The organism is Mycobacterium novum (genome assembly GCF_010726505.1).
Classification (GTDB): domain Bacteria; phylum Actinomycetota; class Actinomycetes; order Mycobacteriales; family Mycobacteriaceae; genus Mycobacterium; species Mycobacterium algericum.
This window is the reverse complement of sequence record NZ_AP022562.1, coordinates 1,732,955-1,753,066: the sequence shown is the minus strand read 5'-3', so window position 1 is coordinate 1,753,066 and position 20,112 is coordinate 1,732,955. Positions and strand designations below refer to the sequence as shown.

Here is a 20,112-nt window from a genome sequence, read left to right as displayed (position 1 = left end):
GGCTCAGGGTGGCGGGGGTCGGCTGTTGAGGGCGCGTTCGGCGATGATCGCTCGGGCGCGGTTCTGGGCCCGGGTCCGCCGTCGGGTGGGCATCATCAGGGTTCGGCCGGCCGAATCCGATTGTCGGTCAGTCGGTGCGGTTAGACGTCCCGTCGGTTCACAGAGGGCTGGGAACAGCAGCCGACTGCCGGGGCAGGTGGTGTAGGTCTGGCCGGCCGGACTGAGCCAGTCGATGGTGCCGTCGGGGTGTTGTCGGTCGCGCCACCCGTGAAACGTCTTGAGTAAGTGATGTTTTCGGCATAGGCAACGTAGGTTCGACGGATGTGTCGGCCCGCCGAGGACGTAGGCGATCGCATGGTCGAGGTCACAGAATTCCGCCGGCCGGTCACAACCGGGCCACCGGCACGTCATGTCCCGGCAGCGCACAAACTCATCTAATGCGGTCGAGGGCCGGTACCTCGGCTCGGGGGCACTATCGGGTCCAGGGTGTCGCACCGGCTTGACGGTGGCGCCGCCGGCGATCAGTTCGGCCAGCATCGGCGCGGGGATCAGCGGTCCGCCGAGCAGCAGCGCCGGCGGGGCCTTGGGGGGCGGGTCGGGCTCGGCGGTGCGCTCTACTGGCGCAAACAGGTTCCGGCGGTCGATCGGCGGCGGCGGTGGGTCTTCACCGTTGCGGTGCGCATCGACACCGGTGCCCATGCTTTCGGCGCTGGCGACCACGTGGATCAGCATCGAACTTGCTGGACGGTCTTGGCTGGCGGGGCAGTCCTGGTTGCCGCACCCGCAGGCCAGCGTCTGCCCGCCGGCGGCCAGCGCGCCGAGGGCGTCGGCGCGGCGTTGGGCGATGGTGCGCGGATCGTCGTCGCAGACGCTGTGCGCCATCGCCAGCAGCCGCCGGTCGAGGGCTTCGGCGTCGTGGGCGTGCAGCCGCCCCCACAGCGGGGTGGTGGCATGGTCGGTGTTGCGTTTGTCGACCACCAGGTCGCGGGAGCGGGCATGTTGCCGGCTGCGACGCAGGGCCTGCGGGTCGTGCGCCTCGACGATCGCGTCGATGGCCTGCCCGGTCTTGAACGCCGACAGGGGCCCGTAGTGCAGGGCGTCGGCGGCCAGGGCGGTATCGACCGCGGCAAGCGCCCGACGGTCTTCGATCAAGGTGGTGTGCCAGGAGATGGTGGCCACCAGGGCGGCGTTGAGTTGCCCGGCGGCGAACAGTGCCGCCACCTTGGGCAGGCGTTCGCGCAGCGCCGAAGCCAAGTACATCTGCCCGGATGCCTTCCCGTGGCTGATATCGCAAGCCGCACCGACTTCGGCGGCCACCGCGTCCCAGCCGTCGCAGGCCCATTTCGAATGCGCGGGGTCGTCGTACAGTTTCCGCCCCACCAGCTCGGCGATCGCCGCCAGGCGGCGGGCGGCCGCGACGGCCTCCGCTTGGGCCCATCCGCCGATCGCTGCCACCAGCGCTGCGTCGTCCAGCCCGGCGAGCGCCTCCGGGTCGGGCAGACCGATCGTTTCGAACATACTTTCGATTGTACGCCCTCTACTGACTCAAACTATTGGGCAGAGCCGCACGTTGTGGATAACTGCTGCCATGGCTGGAAGGTTGTGGAGATGGCTCGATCGCGACGTACGAAGGTCGCTGCCGAGGAGAGGACCCGCTTGGTCCTTGCCGTGTTGGCTGGGGAGATGACCTGTGCTGAGGCTGCGGATCTGGCAGCTCGGCGCCGCGCTGATCGATCTGGTCCCTTCGCGGACCTCGAAGCCTAGAGGCGCTTGGCGATCGATGAGGCCCAACGCGTCCTGCAACTCCAGGAGTCGTTCGGGATGGCGCTGCCGTCAGTGCTGCGGAACCATGCTGCGCAGGGTGCTGGTCACGAACTTCTTCAGTGCCACATCGCGTTCCGCCTGGGATTCCCCGACCGTGGTGAGTAGCGCGTAGACACCCAGCAGGAAGAACGCCGCACTGTGGTAGGCGTCCACGTCGTCGTAGAGCTCACCGCGAAGGCGTGCGCGTTCGACCTCGGCGGCCAGCAGCACGAAGGTCGGATGACTGGTCCACTGTTCCGGCTCAGGCCGGTTGGGTGAGAAGTAGAGACTCAAGACGTCGCGGAATAAGGCTGAGCCCCAGCGGCTTTCGAGGGCTAAGACCAACTCCACGATCACCGCCAACACCGCAGCGAGCTCACGTCGGGTGTCGAGGAATCGGCTGAGCTCTTCGGCGAGGCGCATCTCGTCTCGCCGGATGAGCTCGAGAAGCACGTGCTCCTTGGTGGGGAAGTGGAAGTAGAAGGTGCTGCGCGCCACCCCAGCCGCTTTGGCGATGGCGTTGATGTCGGCCGCGTTGGTGCCGGCCCGCTGAAACTCCACGATCGCGGCGTCGAGCACGCGGGCACGTGTTCTGCGGCGCTGAGTCTCGCGCTGGGTCGCACTGTCTGGCACGGCCTCATTGTGCCGCAGGGACGTACTTTGCTGTCCCGTGTCAGCCAAAAAGCCACCCGGCGGCGTACCGACCCTCACATTGACAACGCAATCAACCGCTTACTCATTGTCATTTGTCAGCGAGTGTGTTAGACCTAGCAACCGAGCGGGTGGTAGCTGACCAGGCAGGGGCGGGCGATGACGACAGCGACGGCGCCGAATACCCGGGGACAGCGCATCCTGTTGTGGACGGTGCCGCCGGCGGCCGGGTTGTTCGCGCTGGCCTATCTGCTGTTCCCGGTGTTCTCCCCGCCGCTGTCACCGGCGCTGACGCCCGAACAGGTCGCGGCCTTCTTCGCCCAGAACGTCACCGGCATCCTGGGTGTGGCCATCTTGTGCAATCTCATCGCCTGCTCGCTGGTTCCGCTGTTCGCGGTGACCGCGGTGCAGATATCGCGGACTGCGACGTCGAGCAGTGTCTTCACCTACGCCTACCTGCTCTGCGTCGGAGTGGGCCTCACGGCGTTCATCCTCGCCGACTACTGCTGGGCGATGGCAGCGTTTCGGCCCGAACGCGACCCGCAACTCATCAGCCTGCTCAACGACATGGCCTGGTTCTTCTTCATCGCGCCCGTCGGCACGATCATCGTGCAGAACATCTGCCTGGCCCTCAGCATCTACCTGGACGCGCGACCCGAGCCGATCTTTCCCCGCTGGGTGGCGCACTTCAACGTCGCGGCGGCCGTGCTGCTGGTACCCAGCGCATTCTCGCTGCTGCACAAGTCCGGGCCGCTGGCCTTCGACGGTGCGGTGTCGTTCACGCTGCGGCTCAGCGTATTCGCCGTCTATCTCGTCGTGATGTTCGTCGTGCTGCTCGGCATCGTCAATCGCCAGAGTGACGACCACGAGGCCATGGCATGACCAGGAGCGTGGCCGCGCCCGTCGTCGGGAGATCTCCGTCGCCGCGTAGGAACAACAAGCTCGACCAGTGGATCGCCTTCTGGTCCGTCCCGGTCTTCTTCGCACTCTTCGGGCTGGTCTTCGTCCCGCTGAGCTGGATGATGCCGCCCCGATCGCCGAGCAGCTCGCAGCCGCAGATCATCGAGTTCATGCAGTCGCACAACCTGTTGATCGCTTGTGCGGTACTGACGTTGGTGTTCGGCCTGGCGCCGGTGTCGAACGCCTGCTACCTCATCCAGATCAAGCGGATGTCGGTCAGCCCGGTGTTCCGCTACTGCGTCATGATGGGGGCGACCTGCGGCGCCATGGTCGGCATGTTGTTCCCGATGTTCTGTTTCGGGCTGGGTGCGTTCCGGCCGGGCTACGATCCGGCGATCTTGGCGATGCTCTACGACTTCGGCTACCTGGCCTTCATCGGCTCGCTGGGATGCTTCTGCATCATGTGGATGGCCTTCGGGCTGGCGATCATCCTCGACCAGAACAACATCCTGCCGAAATGGCTGGGCTACTACACCGTCTGGCAGTACGTCACCGAGCTGATGGCCGCACCCGTTTGGATCGCCAAGTCGGGACCGTTCGCCTGGAACGGGCTGATGACGTTCTGGCTGGCGATGACGCTGTATGTGTCGTGGCAGTTCATCGTCTACACCTGCATCTTCCGGGCGATCAAGAACCAACCCGACGAGGAACTCGAGAACCACTGGCTCGACGCGCGAGCCGCGACGTCGCCGGCGGGGGCCGGCGCATGATGGGGGTCACCGTCGGACTCGGCGTCGACACCGCCGAGACACCGCGAACCGTCCAGCCGCGCGGGCACCTTCCGGGTGAAACCAGCATGTGGTTCTTCGTCATCGGTGACCTGCTCATCTTCGCCGCCTACTTCGTGTCCTATATGTACTACCGCGGCCAAGACCATGCGGTGTTCCTGCAGAGTCAGGCGCAGGTCAACCTGAGCGTCGGCATCGTCAACACCGTTGTGTTGCTGACCAGTTCGCTGTTCGTGGCGCTGGGCACCTCGGCCGCGCGGGTCGGAAGGACGGCCGAGGCACGCCGGTGGTTCTGCGCAGCGCTGGGGTGCGGGGTGGCTTTCCCCCTGCTCAAGATGTGCGAATACATCCCGGAGATCACCGCCGGGATGACGCCGGGCACCAACCTGTTCTTCATGTACTACTTCGTGATGACGGGAATGCACCTGTGCCATGTGCTGCTGGGATTGGTGATTCTCTGCTTCGTCATCCGCGCATTGCGCGGACCGGTGGCACCGCGGATCTCGTTCGTGGAGACCGGCGCCACCTACTGGCACATGGTCGACGTGCTGTGGCTGATCTTGTTCGCGTTGCTCTACTTGATGAGGTGATCGGCGATGACTGCGTATCGGCGTAACCAGCTGATCTTCGTGTGGGCGCTACTGACGGCAGTGACGATCGCGTCGTGGCTGACCGCTCGCGACGGCGGCGAGGCGCACCGGCTGAGTGTCACGGTCACCGTCGTCGTGCTGCTGATCGCCGCGATCAAGACGCAGCTGGTGATCTGGCACTTCATGGAGGTCGGGCAGGCGCCCAGGTGGCTCAAGCTGACGACGAACGGGTGGCTGCTGGCGCTGTTCGGGCTGCTGTTCGGCTTCTACTTCGCCGCTGCCTGATCCCCGCTGCGGCCAGCCCTGCGGCTCCCACCACCAGCATCGCCAGCCACCCCAGGTGGGCGGCCACGACGGCCCGGCGCGCGGCGGCGGAGCCCTTCGGAGCACGGCCGCCGACCCGGTACACGGTGAAGTCGGAATCGCGGTAGGCGACCGGCAACCGGGACAGTGTCTTTGCCGCAGCGCCCAGTTCGCCGTCAGTGCCGGATTCGACGACCACCCAGCCCACCCCGTACACGCCGAGCGTCACCGGCTCGGCGCCGGACAGCAGCGCCTGTTGAACCGCCCGGGCGTGGGCGCCCTCACCGGGCACGGTCTGCCCGCCGATGCTCAGATCGCCGGTGGTGAGCACCTCGGCGCGCACCCACCGGCCCAGCGGGTCGAGCACCGGCGCCGGCCCGGCCCAGGCGAAGTGCCGCATCGTGTCGGCCGGCAGCACGGCGACCGGGCGCGGATCGGCGTTGATCTTCGCCGCCACCGCCGCCCAACCGGGCGGGTAGTGCACCGGCGAGATCCGGCCGCCCACACCCCAGGCCAGGTCGGGCAGCACAACGATCAGCGCGACGCAGCACGCCAGGGCCGCTCGCGGCGGCGGGAATCGGTCGCGCAGACCGACCACCGCGCCGGCGGCGGCCAGCACGTAACCCGGCACCGCCAGCGCCACCCACTTCTGGCCGTCGCGCAGCAGTCCGGCACCTGGCGCGACGTCCACCGCCCAGCCCAGCACCGCCAACCCGGGGCCGGTTGCCAGCATCGCCAACACCAGTACCGCCGTGCCCGCCAGCACCAGCAGCGGCCGCGCGGCGGGGATCTGCCGCACCGTCGGCACCCCCAGTGCCACCATGCCCAGTAGTACCGCCGTCGCCACCAGCGCGAAAACCGTTGTCCGGGAGCCGGGTACCGCATCGGCATTCCAGATACCGGCCAGCCCGGCAAGGCTGCCCAGGGTACCCAGGCCCGGCTCGGCACGGGCCGCGAACGCCGCCGCCCCGGCCGGCTCGCCGCGAACGGATCCCGGGCCCACCACCAGGGCCATCAGCCACGGCAGTGCGGCGGTCGCGGTGATCGCCACCGTGCCGGTCGCACACCACCACCGCGGCGGACCGGAACCCGGTGCCGCGACGCACACCAGCGCCACGACGGCGGCCAGCAGCAGCCCGGTCGGGGTCAATCCGGCCAGTGCCAGAAAGAACACCAACCCGAGCAGACCGCCGCCGCCACCGGATCGCAGCCGCAGCATCGCCACGGCCACCCAGGGCAGGCACCCGTAGCCGACCAGCAGGCTCCAATGCCCCTGCAGCAGTCGTTCGGCGACATAGGGATTCCAGATCGCGACGGTGACGGCCACCAGTTGGCCGGGCCGTCCGGCCTCCGGCAGCACCGTCGCCACCAGCCGCGCCGCACCGCAGCCGGCCAGCCACAGCGCTGCGATCAGCAACGTCTTGACCACGGTGCCGCCGTCGAACAGCCGCGAAGCCAGCGCCACCGCGAAGTCCTGCGGTACCGCCCGCGGCGCCGTCTCGCCCAGTCCGAGCGCGCTGCCGGTCAGATACGACCGCGGCGTCGACACCGCATCGCGCAACAGCAGATAGCCCGGCCGCAGCAGCGGCGCCAGCACCAGCAGCGTCAGTCCCAGTGCATAGCACGGCGCCACCCAGCGCCCGGCTCGCACCACCGCGGGCTCAGGGCTGGTCGGGAGCGGGATCCGGTTGACCGCGAGTCGGCGGGTCGGCCTCCGGTGGCGTGGCAGGGTGGTCCAACTGGGGACGCTGCGTCGGCAGCTTCTCGGTCTCGGCCTCGGCACCGGTAGCGGGTCCGGGCGACGGCGACTTGGGAGCGAAGCCGCCGAAGAACCCGCCGTCGGAGCCATCGCGGCCCGGCCGGTCCAGTGCGGCCTCGGCGGGCAGGCTGAACCAGCCGACCAGCACACCGCCGATCAACGCGATCAGCCCGGCGGCGGTGAAGGTGATCGGCAGGACCCGCGACCACAGGGCGACCCGGTCCCGCTCATTGCGGGCGGCGTTGACCTGCGCCTCGATGGTCTCCTCGGAGCTGACGACGGTGTAGTCGGCCAGCGCCACCTCCGGCTTCATCGGGTCACGGGCGTAGTAGTGGTTGGCGTGCAGCTTCGACTTGACGATGGTGCCCGAGACCGGGTCCACCCAGAGGGTCTTCTGCGCGGCGTAATACCGCGTCATGGTGATGTCCTCGTCGGGGTCGACGCCCTCGATGTTCCACATCCGGGCAGGGGCGGTGATCTCGCCGTCCTCGTCGTGGCCGTACAGCGACGGGTAGCGCACCGGCTCGGACAGCGTGCCGTCCGGGTCGTAGCCGACGTTCTGGGTGAACCGGTAGACGGTCAGCCCGTTGACGTCGTCCTCGCCCTCGTAGTTGGCCTCGTAGGCCTGCTGCGCGATCGGATCGAAGTACTGGTAGGACTGCTTCTGGGTGTCGAAGGGGAACCGGTAGGACAGCCCCTCGTGCGGCAGCGCGATGTTGGTGGGCGGGCTGTCGTCGTCGAAGTTCCGCGGCCGCTGCACCGAGCCGCCCGGGTGGCTGTCATCCGAAATCGCCTCGGCGGTACGGCGATCCACCGTCACGGTGTCGACGATCGCCAGCAACAGGCCGGTGTCCTTCTGCCGGTCCGCGCGCCGCAGCGAGGAGCCGGCCTGCAGGGTCACGACGTCGGCGTTGGCGGGCGCCTCGACGCCGATCTGCTCCTGGGACACCAGCGGCACTTCCTGGTCGACGACCGCGTGTTCACTCCCGAGCGATTCCGGGTCCAACGCGGCGCCACTGCCGTTGCTGATCAGGGTGACGTCGACGTCCAGGGGGATCTTGGCGATCTTGCCCGCGGTGTAGGTGGATAGCAGCAGGGCAGCGATCAACAATGCGGCACCGAGGCCCATGATTGCGCATGCCGCGATACGCATCATGACTGCTCGGTTCACGTCGCCGCACCCTTCCTTTCCGACCCACATCTAAACCTGTCTGACCCTAACAGCAGAAGTTCAAACAGCTAGTGTGTGTCCATTGATGCTTTGGACCGCGATCGGCTGAACCAGCAGGTGGGCGGCGTACGCAGTTTCCTGCCCGCCGTCGAGGGGATGCGCGCCTGCGCCGCCATCGGCGTGGTCATCACCCACGTGGCCTTCCAGACCGGGCACTCGTCGGGGATCACCGGCCGGTTGTGGGGGCGTTTCGACATGGCCGTGGCGGTGTTCTTCGCGCTGAGCGGGTTCTTGTTGTGGCGCGGGCATGCTGCGGCGGCGCGCGGGCTGCGGCAGACGCCGCCCACCGGGCATTACCTGCGCTCGCGCATCGTGCGGATCATGCCGGCCTACCTGGTGTCGGTGGTGGTGATCCTGGCGCTGCTGCCCGACGCCGGCGGCGCCAGCCTGACCGTGTGGCTGGCGAACCTGACGATGACGCAGATCTACGTGCCGCTCACCCTGACGCCGGGGCTGACCCAGATGTGGAGTCTGGCGGTGGAGGTCAGCTTCTACATCGCCCTGCCCTTCCTGGCGCTGGCGGCGCGGCGATTGCCGGTGCCCGCCCGGGTGCCGGTGATCGCGGCGGTGTCGCTGCTCAGCCTCGGCTGGGGCTTTCTACCGATCCACACGCCGTACGGAGTGAACCCGCTGAACTGGGCGCCGGCCTACGGTTGCTGGTTCGGGGCGGGCATGCTGCTGGCCGAGTGGGCCCACAGCCCGGTCACCCGAGTGCACCGGCTGGCCCGCCGGCGACTGCCGATGGCGGCCTTGACCCTCGCGGCGTTCTTGGTGGCCGCCTCGCCGCTGGCCGGCCCCGAAGGGCTGACCTCGGCCACCGTCGGCCAGTTCATCGTGCGCACCGCGATGGGCGGTGTACTGGCCTGGGCGCTGCTGGCGCCGCTGGTGCTGGACCGTCCCGACACACCGCATCGCTTCCTGGCCAGCGCGCCGATGGTCACGCTGGGCCGCTGGTCCTACGGGATCTTCATCTGGCATCTGGCCGCCCTGGACATGGTGTTCCCGGTGATCGGCCGATTCGCGTTCACCGGGGACATGGCGGTGGTGCTGGCGCTGACGATGGTATTCACCGTCGCGATCGCCGCGGTCAGCTACGCCCTGGTGGAACAACCGTGCCGGGAGATGCTGCGCAGTTGGGAGATCCGCCGGGCTGCCCGCGGTGCAATGCCGGCAGCCGGTCCGGTGGCACCCGAAGAGCCCGAGCCCGTCGGAGTGCACTGAGGCCGTGACCGGCGCCCGGCGTCACTCAGGCGGCCGCGCCCGACGGCGTGTAGTCGGCGACGTCGCTGGTGAACTCCGGTGTGCCGTAGGCCCTCAGCCGCCGCTGGAGTAGCCGCAGCACGTAAGCGTTCGTGAGTCGGCGCAGGGCGGGGGTTCGGGCGGCGCGTTGCACCACCAGGGCGCGGCCGTAGACGAACGGAGCGGTCAGCGCGACGCGCGCGAAGTCGCCCACGCTGAGCGTGACACCCATCTTCGCGGCCACGTCACGCTTGCCGCCGCTGAACATCTTGACGAAGAAGAATTTGCTGTAGCTCTTCTCGACCGCGTCGGCGATGCGCTCGCGCAGCGTGTCATCCTGCCGCAGGTACGCGTCCATCGTCGAGCGGACCAATTCCCCGCAGGTGGCATCGTCGAAGTCGTCGCGCAGCAAGGCCGACCGCGCGCTGAACAGCCGCAGGATCTCGCCCGGTGTGGTCGGTAACAACTCCTCGGGCAGACCGAGCAGGACGCAGCGATAGCGGCTGAACTCGACGACCGCTCGCTCGCTCGGCGTGAACTCCGTGCGCTTCTGGCGGTGGGCATCCATCGCCAGCAGGTAGAGGTTGATCATCCCGGCGGGCATCTGATCGAGCTGCGGAATCGGCAGCCCGTAGATGCCGACGTCCCATTTGTCGGAGCGCTTGAGCGCGTTGAAGCGGACCATCGAGTGCATCAGCCGCACCATGGCCGCCGCCTCGAATCCCGGCCCATACCGGTCCAGGGCGCCGGGCAGGGTGGTGACGGCGAAGAAGCTGGTCGTCTCGTTGACCCGCCGCGCGGCACGGTTGCCGGACAGGGCACCGGTCAGGGCCATCGGCAACGCTGCATAGGTATTGAGGAAGGTCGCGATGAACGCACCGCGCACGACGAACGGCGCCAGCAGCGCCATCGGGATTCGGGAGTCCTCGGCGCCCTTGCGGACCAGGTCCATGTCCAGCCAGTCCGGCGTGGCTTCCATGTCGGCGATGAACGCGGCCAACTCCGGCGGTGCGTCGGGCACCGCATCGATGCCCTTCCGGCAGGCCAGCTTGAGCATGCTGATCAAGGTGCTGACGCTGTACTGCCCCATCAGTGCGGCGTAGGAGTCGGCCACCACGTCGCCCAGCCAGGTCGCCGTGCAGACCAATTCGACTGCGGCTTCGTCGGCCAGCAGCTTGGCGCGGGTGGCGGGGCGGCCGCGCAGTGACGACACCTCGTCGGGATCGGTCGTGGTGCGGAAGGGCTGGGAGTCGAAGTCCAGCTCGCCGTAGAGCTCGGGCAGCAGCTCGGCTTGACGGCGGACCCGCTCGTGCAACTCGGGGTAGTGCGTGGGCATCCAAGACCTCCGGTAAACGACAGTACTGCTGCACGATGGCACAAATCCATGTAACTGTGTCACGATAACAGGTGGGAAGCCCCGCCGACAGACCCGTCGGCCCACCTCTCCTCGGCAGCCCAGCTCGCCGCGCAGCATGACAGGATGAACGCCATGGCCAGTCCGGCATCAGTCAAGGTCGGCGATCCCATGACCGGTACCGCGGGCGCCATCCTTGCGGCCGCTCGCGTGGAGTTCACCCGGCACGCGTTTCGCCGGGCCAACATCGATGCCGTTGCCCAGCGCGCCGGAGTGAGCCGGCGCACGCTTTACCGGCACTTCCCCACCAAAGAAGCACTCTTCGAGCACCTCGTGGAGGCCGACACCCAGGCCCTCTTCGCCGAGCTCGGCCAGGCTGCTCGGCGGCAGGATGCCGCCGGCGCGATCGTCGAATGCTTCACACTCGCCATGCGCCGCATCACCGAGAACCCCCTCGTTACCGCGGTTATCGAGAGCGAGCCGGAACTCGTCATCGGACTCAACACCCCCAACGGTGAACGGGCTTTCGTACGCGTCAGCAACCTGGTCGCCTCGACGCTGCGCCTCTGCGGAGTCACCATGCCCGACGAATCCGTGCTGGCCACCGCGGAGATCCTGGTGCGTCTGGTCGGATCCCTGCTCACCAACCGGGCGGGGGTCCTCGATATCACCGACACCGTCGCTGTTCGCAAATACGCCGAGACTTACCTCGCCCGGCTGGTTTGGTAGCCGGCGATAGTCAGCTCATGCCGCCCCGGCGAGCACAGCCACATCATTACGCCAGCTGCCCTGCGGGCGTGTAGTCGCGCGCGTCGCTGGTGAATTCGGGCTTGCCGTAGGTCTTCAGTCGGCGTTTCACAAGCCGTACGACGTAATCATCGGTGATCCGGCGCAGTGCCGGAATCCGGCTGGCGCGCCGTACCGCCAGCAGGCGCCCGAGAATGAACGGTGCCGTCACCCCGATCCGCAGATAGTCGGCCGGCCCGACCGATACACCCTTGGCTTCGGCGACGGAACGGTCGCCGTTGCAGAAGGCCTTCAGGAAGGCCACCTTGCTGTAGCTCTTCTCCACGGCTTCGGCCATGCGTTCCCAACGGGTGTCAACAGGCCGCAGGTAGGCGGCCATGGTCGAGCGCACCATCTCCCCGCAGGTGGCGTCGTCGAAGTCCTCACGAAGCAGCGCCCCGCGGGTGTGGATGAGGTGGATGACCCCGGTGGGTGTGGTCGGCAGCAGTTCCTCGGGCAGACCGAGCAGAAACGCCCGGTAGCGGGTGAACTCGACGATCGCACGCTCGCTGGCGGTGAATTCGGCGCGGCCTCTCCGGCGGGCGGCAAGGGCCAGCCGGTAGAGGTTGATCATCCCGGCCGGCATCTGGTCGACCTGGGGGATCGGGATCCCGTAGACGCCGACGTCCCACTTCTCGGAGCGCTTGAGTGCGTTGTAGCGGACCATCGAGTGCATCAGCCGCACCATCGCTGCGGCTTCGAAGCCGGGGCCGTGACGCTCCAGCGCCCCGGGCAGCGTGGTGACCGCGAAGAAGCTGGTCGTCTCGTTGACCCGACGTGCGGCGCGCTTGCCCGACAGCGCACCGGTCAGTGCCATGGGCAGTGCAGCGTAGGTGTTGACGAAGGTCGCGATGAACGCACCCCGGGTGACGAACGGCGCCACCAGCGCCGCCGGGATGCGGGAATACCGAGCGCCCTCACGCACCAGGTCCATGTCCAGCCACGGCGGGGTGGCTTCCATATCGGCGATGAACGCGACCAGCTCGGGCGGGGCATCCGGCACGGCGTCGATGCCTTCGCGGCAGGCCAGTCGGAGCATGTCGATCAGCGCTGTGACGCTGTATTCGCTCATCAGCGCCGCGTAGGGGTCCGCCACCACATCGCCCAACAGCGTTGCCGTGCAGATCAACTCGACGGCCCGTGCATCGGCAAGGTATGGAGCACGGTCGGCGACCCACTCCGGCAGCGCGGTGCGGTCCGCCGGATCGGTCGTGGTGCGGTAGGGCTGTGCGTCGAAGTCGATGGCGCCGTAGAGGCCGGGCTGCAGCTCGCGTTGACTGCGAACACGTTGCGCAAGCTCGGGATAAAAGGCGGGCATCGCGGACCTCCGGATAACTAACAAGTTGTGAGTACACTAGTAACAGGTTGTTAGTTATGCTGTCAACCATGACTTCGGGACAACTCCGACGGCGCATGACAGCCGAGGCCCGACGCGGCCAGATTCTGGATGTGACCCACGCGATCGTGGACGCGGAGGGGTTTCACGCCGCCACCCCGAACCGGATAGCCGGCGAGGCCGGGATCAACCGATCGCTGATTTACCAGCAATTCGGTGACCCCGCTGGTTTGTTCGTCGCGCTGATCGATCGCGAGGCAGCGCGGGCGGGTGCCCAGTTCGCCGAGGTGATCTCTGAAACGACGGACTCCGGTGGGGGCGGCGGCCTGGTGAGCAGCTTCGACAGCGTGCTCAGAGCTGTCGACGCCCATCCCGCTACCTGGCGGCTGTTTCTGTTCCCCCCGCAGGGGGCGCCGCCGGAACTTCACGAGCGTCTCGCCCGAGCGCAAGCGGTGGTTCGCGGTTATCTGGTCGGCGAGCTACTGCGCGTCTACCCGGACCTGCCGGACCCCGAATACACCGCGCGCATGGTGCAAGCCGCCGCCCGCGAGCTTCTGCAGTTGCGTCTCAGCGATCCGGACGCCGCCACCCACGAACGGCTGCACGCCCTGGTCCGGTCGTTTGCCGTACGTGCCGATTCGCCGTCGCGGTGAGACTACGGACGGCGTCAGTAGCCGCCGGAGTGCTCGAAGATCTTGCGCGGGTTATCCACCAGCATGGTGCGCAGCTGCTCGTCGGTGACGCCGCGTTGCCGCAGCGCCGGGATCACATCGTTGTGGATGTGCAGGTAGTGCCAGTTGGGGGCGGCCACCGAACTCAGTTCGTTGGGCAGCGCATCGAAATAGCAGTTGGCGTCATGCGAGAGCACCATCTTGTCGGCATGGCCCCGTTCGCACAGCGCTGCCACGGTGTTGACCCGGTCCTCGAACGGCAGGATCAGGTCGATGCCGAACCGGTCCATGCCCAGATACGAACCGGCTGCGATCAGTTCTTCCAGGTAGCCCAGATCGGTTGAGTCCCCGGAGTGACCTATCACCACCCGGGACAGGTCGACACCCTCGTCCTCAAAGATGCGCTGCTGCTCGAGGCCGCGTCGCAGGCCGGCGTGGGTGTGGGTCGAGATCGGCGCCCCGGTACGGCGGTGGGCCTGGGCGACCGCGCGCAGCACTCGCTCGACTCCGGGGGTGACGCCGGGTTCATCGGTGGCGCACTTGAGGATTGCGGCCTTGACCCCGGTGTCGGCGATGCCCGACTCGATGTCGCGGACGAACATGTCGGCCATGATCTCCGGGCCGTCGAGCATGGTGCCGGGCCCCCGGTAGTGGAAGAAGAACGGTACGTCGTTGTAGGTGTAGACGCCGGTGGCCACCACGATGTTCAAGTCAGTGCCGGCGGCGACCCGCGCGATGCGGGGGATGTAGCGACCCAGGCCGATCACGGTCAGGTCGACGATGGTGTCGACTCCGGCGGCCTTCAACGCGCCCAGCCGGGTGATCGCGTCGGTGACCCGGACGTCCTCGTCGCCCCAGGCGTCCGGGTAGTTCTGGGCGATCTCGGTGGTCATGATGAACACGTGCTCGTGCATCAGGGTGACGCCGAGATCGGCGGTGTCGATCGGTCCGCGCGCGGTGTGGCATTGCGACATGGGTCGATCGTATGGAGCCCGCGGCGGCCGTCGGTGGTCTTCGCCGAGAATGCCTTACGGGTCCGCCAGTAAGTTGTCGCGGATCTGCGCATACGAGTGGGCGAACAGCTCTACCTGGCGTGGGCTGAGCAGATCGAACAGGTTGGTGCGCACCGCGTTCACATGACCGGGCGCCGCCTGCCTCAGCTTGTCGTGCCCCGACTCGGTCAGCTCGGCGTACAGACCCCGCTTGTCCTCGTCGCATTTGACCTGTCGCACCCAACCGGCCTCGGTCAGCCGCTTGACCGCGCGGGTGACCCCGCTACGGGTCGTCACGGTTATGTCGGCCAACTCGTTCATCCGCATGCGGTGCTCCGGGGCCTCCGAGAGCAGCGCGAGGGCCTCGAAGTCGGACAGCGTGATGCCGGAGTCGGTGGCCAGTTGCCGGTCCAGTGCCCGTAGCAGCAATCGGGTGCTGTCGAGGTAGGCGCGCCACATCCGGTGCTCTTCCACGCTCAGCCACTCGGTACCCATGCCTCACAATATAGTTTCGATCGATATAACTGTCCACGCCGGACTCCTCACTTTAACTGGTATCAAGGCCGGGAATGGCCCAATAGATAGTTGCGTTGTCAACGATCATGTACAGTAACCAACAACGAGGGAGGAGGGCCGCAGTGTCCGGCATGCAATTCGGCATCTTCACCGTCGGCGACGTCACCACCGACCCGACCACGGGCCGCACGCCGACCGAGGCGGAGCGCATCAAGGCGACGGTGACGATCGCCAAGAAGGCCGAGGAAGTAGGCCTGGATGTCTTCGCCACCGGCGAGCACCACAACCCGCCGTTCGTGCCGTCGTCGCCGACGACCCTGCTGGGTTACATCGCGGCGCAGACCGAACGGATCCAGCTGACCACCGCGACCACCTTGATCACCACCAACGACCCGGTGAAGATCGCCGAGGACTACAGCGTGTTGCAGCACCTGGCCGACGGCCGGGTGGACCTGATGCTGGGCCGCGGCAATACCGGCCCGGTCTACCCGTGGTTCGGCAAGGACATCCGGGCCGCCCTGCCGCTCACCGTGGAGAACTACCGGCTGCTGCGCCGGCTGTGGCGCGAAAAGGTCGTCGATTTCAGCGGGGAGTACCGCGCCCCGTTGCACGGGTTCAGCCTGGCGCCGCGACCGCTCGACGGGGTACCCCCGTTCGTCTGGCACGGCTCGATCCGCACCCCCGAGATCGCCGAACTGGCCGCGTATTACGGCGACGGGTTCTTCGCCAATCACATCTTCTGGCCGCCGTCGCACACCAAGGCGATGGTGCAGTTGTACCGGCAGCGGTTCGAGCATTACGGCCACGGCAGTGCCGATCAGGCGATCGTCGGTCTGGGCGGCCAAGTGTTCATGCGACCGAACAGTCAGGACGCGGTCGAGGAGTTCCGGCCCTACTTCGACAATGCGCCGGTCTACGGCCACGGCCCCAGTCTGGAGGAGTTCAGCGCCCAGACCCCGCTGACGGTCGGCTCACCGCAACAGGTGATCGACAAGACGCTCGGTTTCCGGGACTACGTCGGCGACTATCAACGCCAACTGTTCCTGATTGACCACGCGGGCCTGCCGCTCAAGACGGTGCTGCAGCAGCTCGATCTGCTCGGTGAGCACGTTGTCCCGGTGCTGCGCAAGGAGTTCGCGATCGGCCGGCCCACCCATGTTCCCGGCGCTCCGACGCACCAGTCGCTGGTCGAGGCCGCGGCCGCGCCCGAGATCGGCAGGGCGTCATGAAGCTGGCGGTGATCAGCGGGGAACTGCGCGCGCCGTCGTCGACCCGGCTGTTGGTCGACCGGCTCGCCGAGGCGGTGCGCGCGGACTGTCCGAACGGATCTCCAAGGCGGCCAAGGACTTCACCCGGCTGCTGGGACTGCGCGCTCCCGGCGAACCGGTCAGCGCAGACCTCGATGAGATGACACGCTTGCTTGCAGGCGCCGAATGAAAAGGAGAGAACGAGAATGACGAAGTTGGCGGTTATCTACTACTCGGCTACCGGTCACGGCACCGCGATGGCCCAGCGGGTGGCCCGGGCCGGGGAGGCCGCCGGCGCGGAGGTGCGGCTGCGGCACGTCGAGGAGACACGCGATCCGGCCACCTTCGCGCAGAACCCGGCCTGGAGCGCCAACTACGAGGCGACCAAGGACCTGCCGGCCGCGACCGGCGACGACATCGTCTGGGCGGACGCCGTCATCTTCGGCTCGCCCACCCGATTCGGATCCCCCGCAGCGCAATTCCGCACCTTCATCGACGGCCTGGGCGGGCTGTGGGCCAAGGGGGAGCTGGCCGACAAGGTCTACGCCGGCTTCACCTCGAGCCAGACCACGCACGGTGGGCAGGAGTCCACACTGCTGAACCTGTACGTCACGCTGATGCATTTCGGCGGCATCCTGGTGCCGCCGGGCTACACCGACCCGGTCAAGTTCGCCGACGGCAACCCCTACGGGGTCGGCCACATCACCGGCCCGGAGAACAAGAATGAGCTGAACGAGGCGACCCTGGCCGCGCTCGATCACCTGGCCACCCGGGTGGTCGGCGTCGCCGCGAAGATCTCCGGGGCATGACCTCGGCGCCAGGCCGGCGCACAACTGACCCTTGAAGAGTGACGCACCTCACATTACGATGACCAGTGGTCATTCCAGTGAGGTGGTCCGATGCCGACGGTGACGTGGGGACGGGTCGACCCGGCGCGCCGGGCCGCCGTGCTGGAGGCCGCTGAGGCGGAGTTCAGCGCGCGCGGCTTCTCACACGGCAGTCTCAACGTGATCGCTCGGCGCGCCGAGGTCGCCAAGGGCAGCTTGTTCCAGTACTTCGCCGACAAGGCCGACCTGTACGCGTTCGTCGCCGACACCGCCGGCCAGCGAGTGCGCTCCTACATGGAGCGACGGATCGTCGACCTCGACCCCAGCCGGCCGTTCTTCGAATTCCTCACCGACATGCTCGACGTCTGGGTCGCCTACTTCGCCGACCACCCGCGGGAGCGGGCGCTGCACGCCGCGGCCAGCATGGAGATCGACACCGACGCCCGGATCAGCGTGCGGACCGTCGTCCACCGTCACTATCTGGAGGTGCTGCGCCCGCTGGTCGACGACGCGCAGGCTCGCGGGGACCTGCGTGCCGACGCCGACACCGGTGCGCTGCTGTCGCTGCTGCTGCTGATCGTCCCGCACCTGGCGCTGGCCCCTTACCTCCGCGGCATCGACCCGGTCCTCGGACTCGACGAGCACACTCCGGAACAACCGGCCCTGGCGATCCGCCGGCTGGTCGCCGTGCTGGCCGCGGCATTCGGCGGCGAGAGAACTCGCCATCGCCACCAATCCGAGGAGGCAGTTCCATGACGCGCACCCACTACGACTCATTGGCCGCCGGCGGGCTGAACTGGGACAGCCTGCCGCTCAAGCTGTTCGCCGGCGGGAACGCGAAATTCTGGAATCCCGCCGACATCGACTTCTCCCGCGACCGGGACGACTGGGAATCGCTCACCGACCGGGAACGCGATTACGCCGTCCGGCTGTGTGCGCAGTTCATCGCCGGCGAGGAGTCGGTCACCCAGGACATCCAGCCGTTCATGGCGGCGATGCGCGCCGAAGGCCGACTCGGCGACGAGATGTACCTGACCCAGTTCGCGTACGAGGAGGCCAAGCACACCCAGGTGTTCCGAATGTGGCTGGACGCGGTGGGGATAACCGACGATTTGCACGGCTACCTCGACGCGCTCCCGTCCTACCGGCGGATATTCAACGAGGAGTTGCCGGAATCGTTGGCCGGCCTGTCGGTCGATCCGTCTCCGGCGAGCCAGGTACGTGCGGCGGTGACCTACAACCACTTCGTCGAGGGCACGCTGGCGCTGACCGGTTACTACGCCTGGCACAAGATCTGCGTGCAGCGCGGCGTACTTCCGGGCATGCAGGCCCTCATCGGGCACATCGCCGACGACGAGCGGCGCCACATGGCGTGGGGCACCTTCACGTGCCGGCGCCACGTCGCCGCCGACGACGCCAACTGGGAGGTGTTCGAAACACGGATGAACGAACTCCTGCCGCTGTTGGTGAGCTACAACGCGGAGGGCAGTGAGATCTACGGTGAGGACGTCCCGTTCGGACTGTCCTCCGACGAACTACTGCAGTACTCGATGGACAAGGGGATGCGCCGATTCGGCACCATCAGCAGCGCCCGCGGCCGCCCGGTCGGCGAGATCGACCTGGACTATTCGCCGGTACAGCTGGAGGACACCTTCGCCGACGAAGACCGCAAGATGCTGGCGGTCTCCGCCTGAAACGGCCCGGGGTCAGGCCACCCACACCGTTTTGAGGTTGCAGAACTCCCGAATGCCGTGGCCGGACAGTTCCCGGCCGTACCCCGACCGCTTGATGCCGCCGAACGGCAACTCCGGGTAGGACACTGTCATGCCGTTGATGAAGACCTGGCCGGCCTCGATCTCGTCGGCGAAGCGGCTGATCTCGGCGTCATCTCGGGTCCAGGCGTTCGATCCCAGCCCGAAGGTGGTGGCATTGGCGATCTCGATCGCCTCGTCGATGTCGGCGACGCGGTACACCGAGGCCACCGGGCCGAACACCTCCTCGGTGAACAGGGCCATGTCACGGGTGATGTCGGTGATCACGGTCGGCGGGTAGAACCAGCCCGGGCGGTCGAGCCGCTTCCCGCCGCACTGGATCACCGCGCCGGCCGCCGCCGCGGTGTCCACCTGCTGTTCCACCTCGTCGCGGCCCTGTTCGGTGGCCAGCGGTCCGACGTCAGTGTCCGGGTCGGTCGGATCGCCGACCCGCAGCGCCGACATCTGGGCGGTGAACTCGGTGACGAAGTCGTCGTAGACGTCGGTGTGGACGATGAATCGCTTTGCCGCGATACAGGATTGGCCGTTGTTCTGTACCCGGGCCTTGACCGCGGTCGTCACCGCGGCGTCCACGTCGGCAGACGGCATCACGATGAACGGGTCGCTGCCGCCCAGCTCCAGCACCGTGTGTTTCACCTCGTCGCCGGCGATGGCCGCAACCGACCGTCCGGCCGGTTCACTGCCGGTCAGCGTCGCCGCCGCCACCCGCGGGTCGCGCAGCACCCGCTCCACGGCGCCCGATCCGATCAGCAGGGTCTGGAAACAGCCGTCGGGAAAACCGGCGCGCGACAACAGGTCTTCCAGGTACAGCGCGGTCTGCGGCACATTGGAGGCGTGCTTGAGCAGACCGACGTTGCCGGCCATCAGGGCCGGCGCGGCGAACCGCACCGCTTGCCAGAGCGGGAAGTTCCACGGCATCACGGCCAGCACCACCCCGAGCGGCTGGTAGCGCGCGAACGCCTTGGACGCGTTGACCGCCGAGGCGTCAGGGGCGGGCTCATCGGCCAGCAGGGCTTCGCTATGGTCGGCGTAGAACCGGAAGCCTTTGACGCATTTGAGTGCTTCGGCCTTGGCCGAGGTCAACGTCTTGCCCATCTCCAGCGTCATCATCGCGGCGACGTCGTCGGCTTCAGCCTCCAGCAGGTCGGCGGCCGCATGCGTCCAGCGGGCGCGCTGGGCGAAATCGGTGCGACGGTAGTCGGCGAAGCGGGCCGCCGCGCGGGCGATCGCGGCTTCGATCTGCGTTTCAGTGGCCGCGGTGAACGTCTTGACCGTCTCGCCGGTTGCCGGGTTGGTGGTGGCAATTGCGGGCACGCGAGTCTCCTTCGGGGCGCTGCGTCGTGGGGT

At 67.6% G+C, this 20,112-nt stretch carries 20 protein-coding genes; 11 read left to right on the top strand and 9 right to left on the bottom strand.

The genetic code is table 11. The features are described from left to right. Positions 1 to 3 precede the first annotated feature (3 nt). A complete protein-coding gene (locus G6N19_RS08080) occupies positions 4 to 1,518 on the bottom strand; it encodes an HNH endonuclease signature motif containing protein (protein ID WP_013827142.1) in 1,515 nt (504 codons plus the stop codon). Positions 1,519 to 1,833: 315 nt separating this feature from the next. Next, positions 1,834 to 2,454: a TetR/AcrR family transcriptional regulator gene (locus G6N19_RS08075; protein WP_041319364.1), complete on the bottom strand. Its 621-nt coding sequence runs from the start codon at positions 2,452 to 2,454 to the stop codon at positions 1,834 to 1,836. Positions 2,455 to 2,613: 159 nt separating this feature from the next. On the opposite strand from G6N19_RS08075, the gene G6N19_RS08070 reads away from it, so the two are divergent. Genes G6N19_RS08070 through G6N19_RS08055 form a run of 4 tightly spaced genes read left to right on the top strand, consistent with a single transcriptional unit; the run spans position 2,614 to position 5,017 of the window. Then, the gene (locus G6N19_RS08070) at positions 2,614 to 3,336 is read left to right on the top strand and encodes a hypothetical protein (RefSeq protein ID WP_013827144.1); all 723 of its coding nucleotides are present in this window, start codon (positions 2,614 to 2,616) and stop codon (positions 3,334 to 3,336) included. Then, complete coding sequence (locus G6N19_RS08065) at positions 3,333 to 4,124, top strand: hypothetical protein (RefSeq protein WP_041316725.1); 792 nt, start codon at positions 3,333 to 3,335, stop codon at positions 4,122 to 4,124. The genes G6N19_RS08070 and G6N19_RS08065 overlap by 4 nt, the downstream gene beginning before the upstream one ends. Beyond that, the gene (locus G6N19_RS08060; RefSeq protein ID WP_232062671.1) at positions 4,124 to 4,732 is read left to right on the top strand and encodes a cytochrome c oxidase subunit 3; all 609 of its coding nucleotides are present in this window, start codon (positions 4,124 to 4,126) and stop codon (positions 4,730 to 4,732) included. The genes G6N19_RS08065 and G6N19_RS08060 overlap by 1 nt, the downstream gene beginning before the upstream one ends. Positions 4,733 to 4,738: 6 nt before the next feature. Then, positions 4,739 to 5,017, top strand: coding sequence for a cytochrome C oxidase subunit IV family protein (locus tag G6N19_RS08055; RefSeq protein ID WP_083036662.1), 279 nt, complete (start codon positions 4,739 to 4,741; stop codon positions 5,015 to 5,017). Here G6N19_RS08055 and G6N19_RS08050 read toward each other — a convergent pair. Beyond that, complete coding sequence (locus tag G6N19_RS08050) at positions 4,944 to 6,689, bottom strand: hypothetical protein (protein WP_193466121.1); 1,746 nt, start codon at positions 6,687 to 6,689, stop codon at positions 4,944 to 4,946. The two genes, G6N19_RS08055 and G6N19_RS08050, sit on opposite strands and share 74 nt — an antisense overlap. A gap of 7 nt (positions 6,690 to 6,696) precedes the next feature. After that, complete coding sequence (locus G6N19_RS08045; RefSeq protein WP_193466120.1) at positions 6,697 to 7,965, bottom strand: DUF3068 domain-containing protein; 1,269 nt, start codon at positions 7,963 to 7,965, stop codon at positions 6,697 to 6,699. A 156-nt stretch (positions 7,966 to 8,121) separates the two neighbouring features. Between G6N19_RS08045 and G6N19_RS08040 the strand changes: the two genes are divergently transcribed. Continuing rightward, positions 8,122 to 9,246 carry an acyltransferase family protein gene (locus tag G6N19_RS08040; protein ID WP_232062670.1) on the top strand — a complete coding sequence of 375 codons (1,125 nt, stop codon included), beginning with the start codon at positions 8,122 to 8,124 and terminating at the stop codon, positions 9,244 to 9,246. A gap of 25 nt (positions 9,247 to 9,271) precedes the next feature. On the opposite strand, the gene G6N19_RS08035 is transcribed toward G6N19_RS08040, so the two are convergent. Next, positions 9,272 to 10,600: an oxygenase MpaB family protein gene (locus tag G6N19_RS08035; protein ID WP_013827150.1), complete on the bottom strand. Its 1,329-nt coding sequence runs from the start codon at positions 10,598 to 10,600 to the stop codon at positions 9,272 to 9,274. 153 nt (positions 10,601 to 10,753) lie between these two features. Here G6N19_RS08035 and G6N19_RS08030 point away from each other — a divergent pair, with 153 nt between their 5' ends. Then, positions 10,754 to 11,347: a TetR/AcrR family transcriptional regulator gene (locus G6N19_RS08030; protein WP_013827151.1), complete on the top strand. Its 594-nt coding sequence runs from the start codon at positions 10,754 to 10,756 to the stop codon at positions 11,345 to 11,347. Between the two features lie 46 nt (positions 11,348 to 11,393). On the opposite strand, the gene G6N19_RS08025 is transcribed toward G6N19_RS08030, so the two are convergent. Beyond that, the gene (locus tag G6N19_RS08025; protein WP_193466119.1) at positions 11,394 to 12,722 is read right to left on the bottom strand and encodes an oxygenase MpaB family protein; all 1,329 of its coding nucleotides are present in this window, start codon (positions 12,720 to 12,722) and stop codon (positions 11,394 to 11,396) included. 95 nt (positions 12,723 to 12,817) lie between these two features. Between G6N19_RS08025 and G6N19_RS08020 the strand changes: the two genes are divergently transcribed. Then, the gene (locus G6N19_RS08020) at positions 12,818 to 13,393 is read left to right on the top strand and encodes a TetR/AcrR family transcriptional regulator (RefSeq protein ID WP_193466338.1); all 576 of its coding nucleotides are present in this window, start codon (positions 12,818 to 12,820) and stop codon (positions 13,391 to 13,393) included. 14 nt (positions 13,394 to 13,407) lie between these two features. On the opposite strand, the gene G6N19_RS08015 is transcribed toward G6N19_RS08020, so the two are convergent. Both G6N19_RS08015 and G6N19_RS08010 read right to left on the bottom strand, forming a co-directional pair. After that, on the bottom strand, positions 13,408 to 14,385 hold the full coding sequence (locus tag G6N19_RS08015) for a phosphotriesterase family protein (RefSeq protein WP_013827154.1): 978 nt from the start codon (positions 14,383 to 14,385) through the stop codon (positions 13,408 to 13,410). A gap of 54 nt (positions 14,386 to 14,439) precedes the next feature. Further along, positions 14,440 to 14,898, bottom strand: coding sequence for a MarR family winged helix-turn-helix transcriptional regulator (locus G6N19_RS08010; protein ID WP_013827155.1), 459 nt, complete (start codon positions 14,896 to 14,898; stop codon positions 14,440 to 14,442). Positions 14,899 to 15,050: 152 nt separating this feature from the next. On the opposite strand from G6N19_RS08010, the gene G6N19_RS08005 reads away from it, so the two are divergent. The 4 genes from G6N19_RS08005 (at position 15,051) to G6N19_RS07990 (ending at position 18,687) form a co-directional block, all read left to right on the top strand. Next, positions 15,051 to 16,148: an LLM class flavin-dependent oxidoreductase gene (locus G6N19_RS08005; protein ID WP_041319370.1), complete on the top strand. Its 1,098-nt coding sequence runs from the start codon at positions 15,051 to 15,053 to the stop codon at positions 16,146 to 16,148. 224 nt (positions 16,149 to 16,372) lie between these two features. After that, positions 16,373 to 16,975, top strand: a complete 603-nt coding sequence (wrbA, locus tag G6N19_RS08000; protein ID WP_013827157.1) for an NAD(P)H:quinone oxidoreductase — start codon at positions 16,373 to 16,375, stop codon at positions 16,973 to 16,975. A 90-nt stretch (positions 16,976 to 17,065) separates the two neighbouring features. Further along, positions 17,066 to 17,749: a TetR/AcrR family transcriptional regulator gene (locus tag G6N19_RS07995; RefSeq protein WP_013827158.1), complete on the top strand. Its 684-nt coding sequence runs from the start codon at positions 17,066 to 17,068 to the stop codon at positions 17,747 to 17,749. Beyond that, positions 17,746 to 18,687, top strand: coding sequence for a R2-like ligand-binding oxidase (locus tag G6N19_RS07990; protein WP_013827159.1), 942 nt, complete (start codon positions 17,746 to 17,748; stop codon positions 18,685 to 18,687). The genes G6N19_RS07995 and G6N19_RS07990 overlap by 4 nt, the downstream gene beginning before the upstream one ends. 12 nt (positions 18,688 to 18,699) lie before the next feature. Here the strand turns inward: G6N19_RS07990 and G6N19_RS07985 are convergent, their stop codons facing one another. After that, positions 18,700 to 20,079, bottom strand: coding sequence for an NADP-dependent succinic semialdehyde dehydrogenase (locus G6N19_RS07985; protein ID WP_013827160.1), 1,380 nt, complete (start codon positions 20,077 to 20,079; stop codon positions 18,700 to 18,702). Between the last annotated feature and the right edge of the window lie 33 nt (positions 20,080 to 20,112).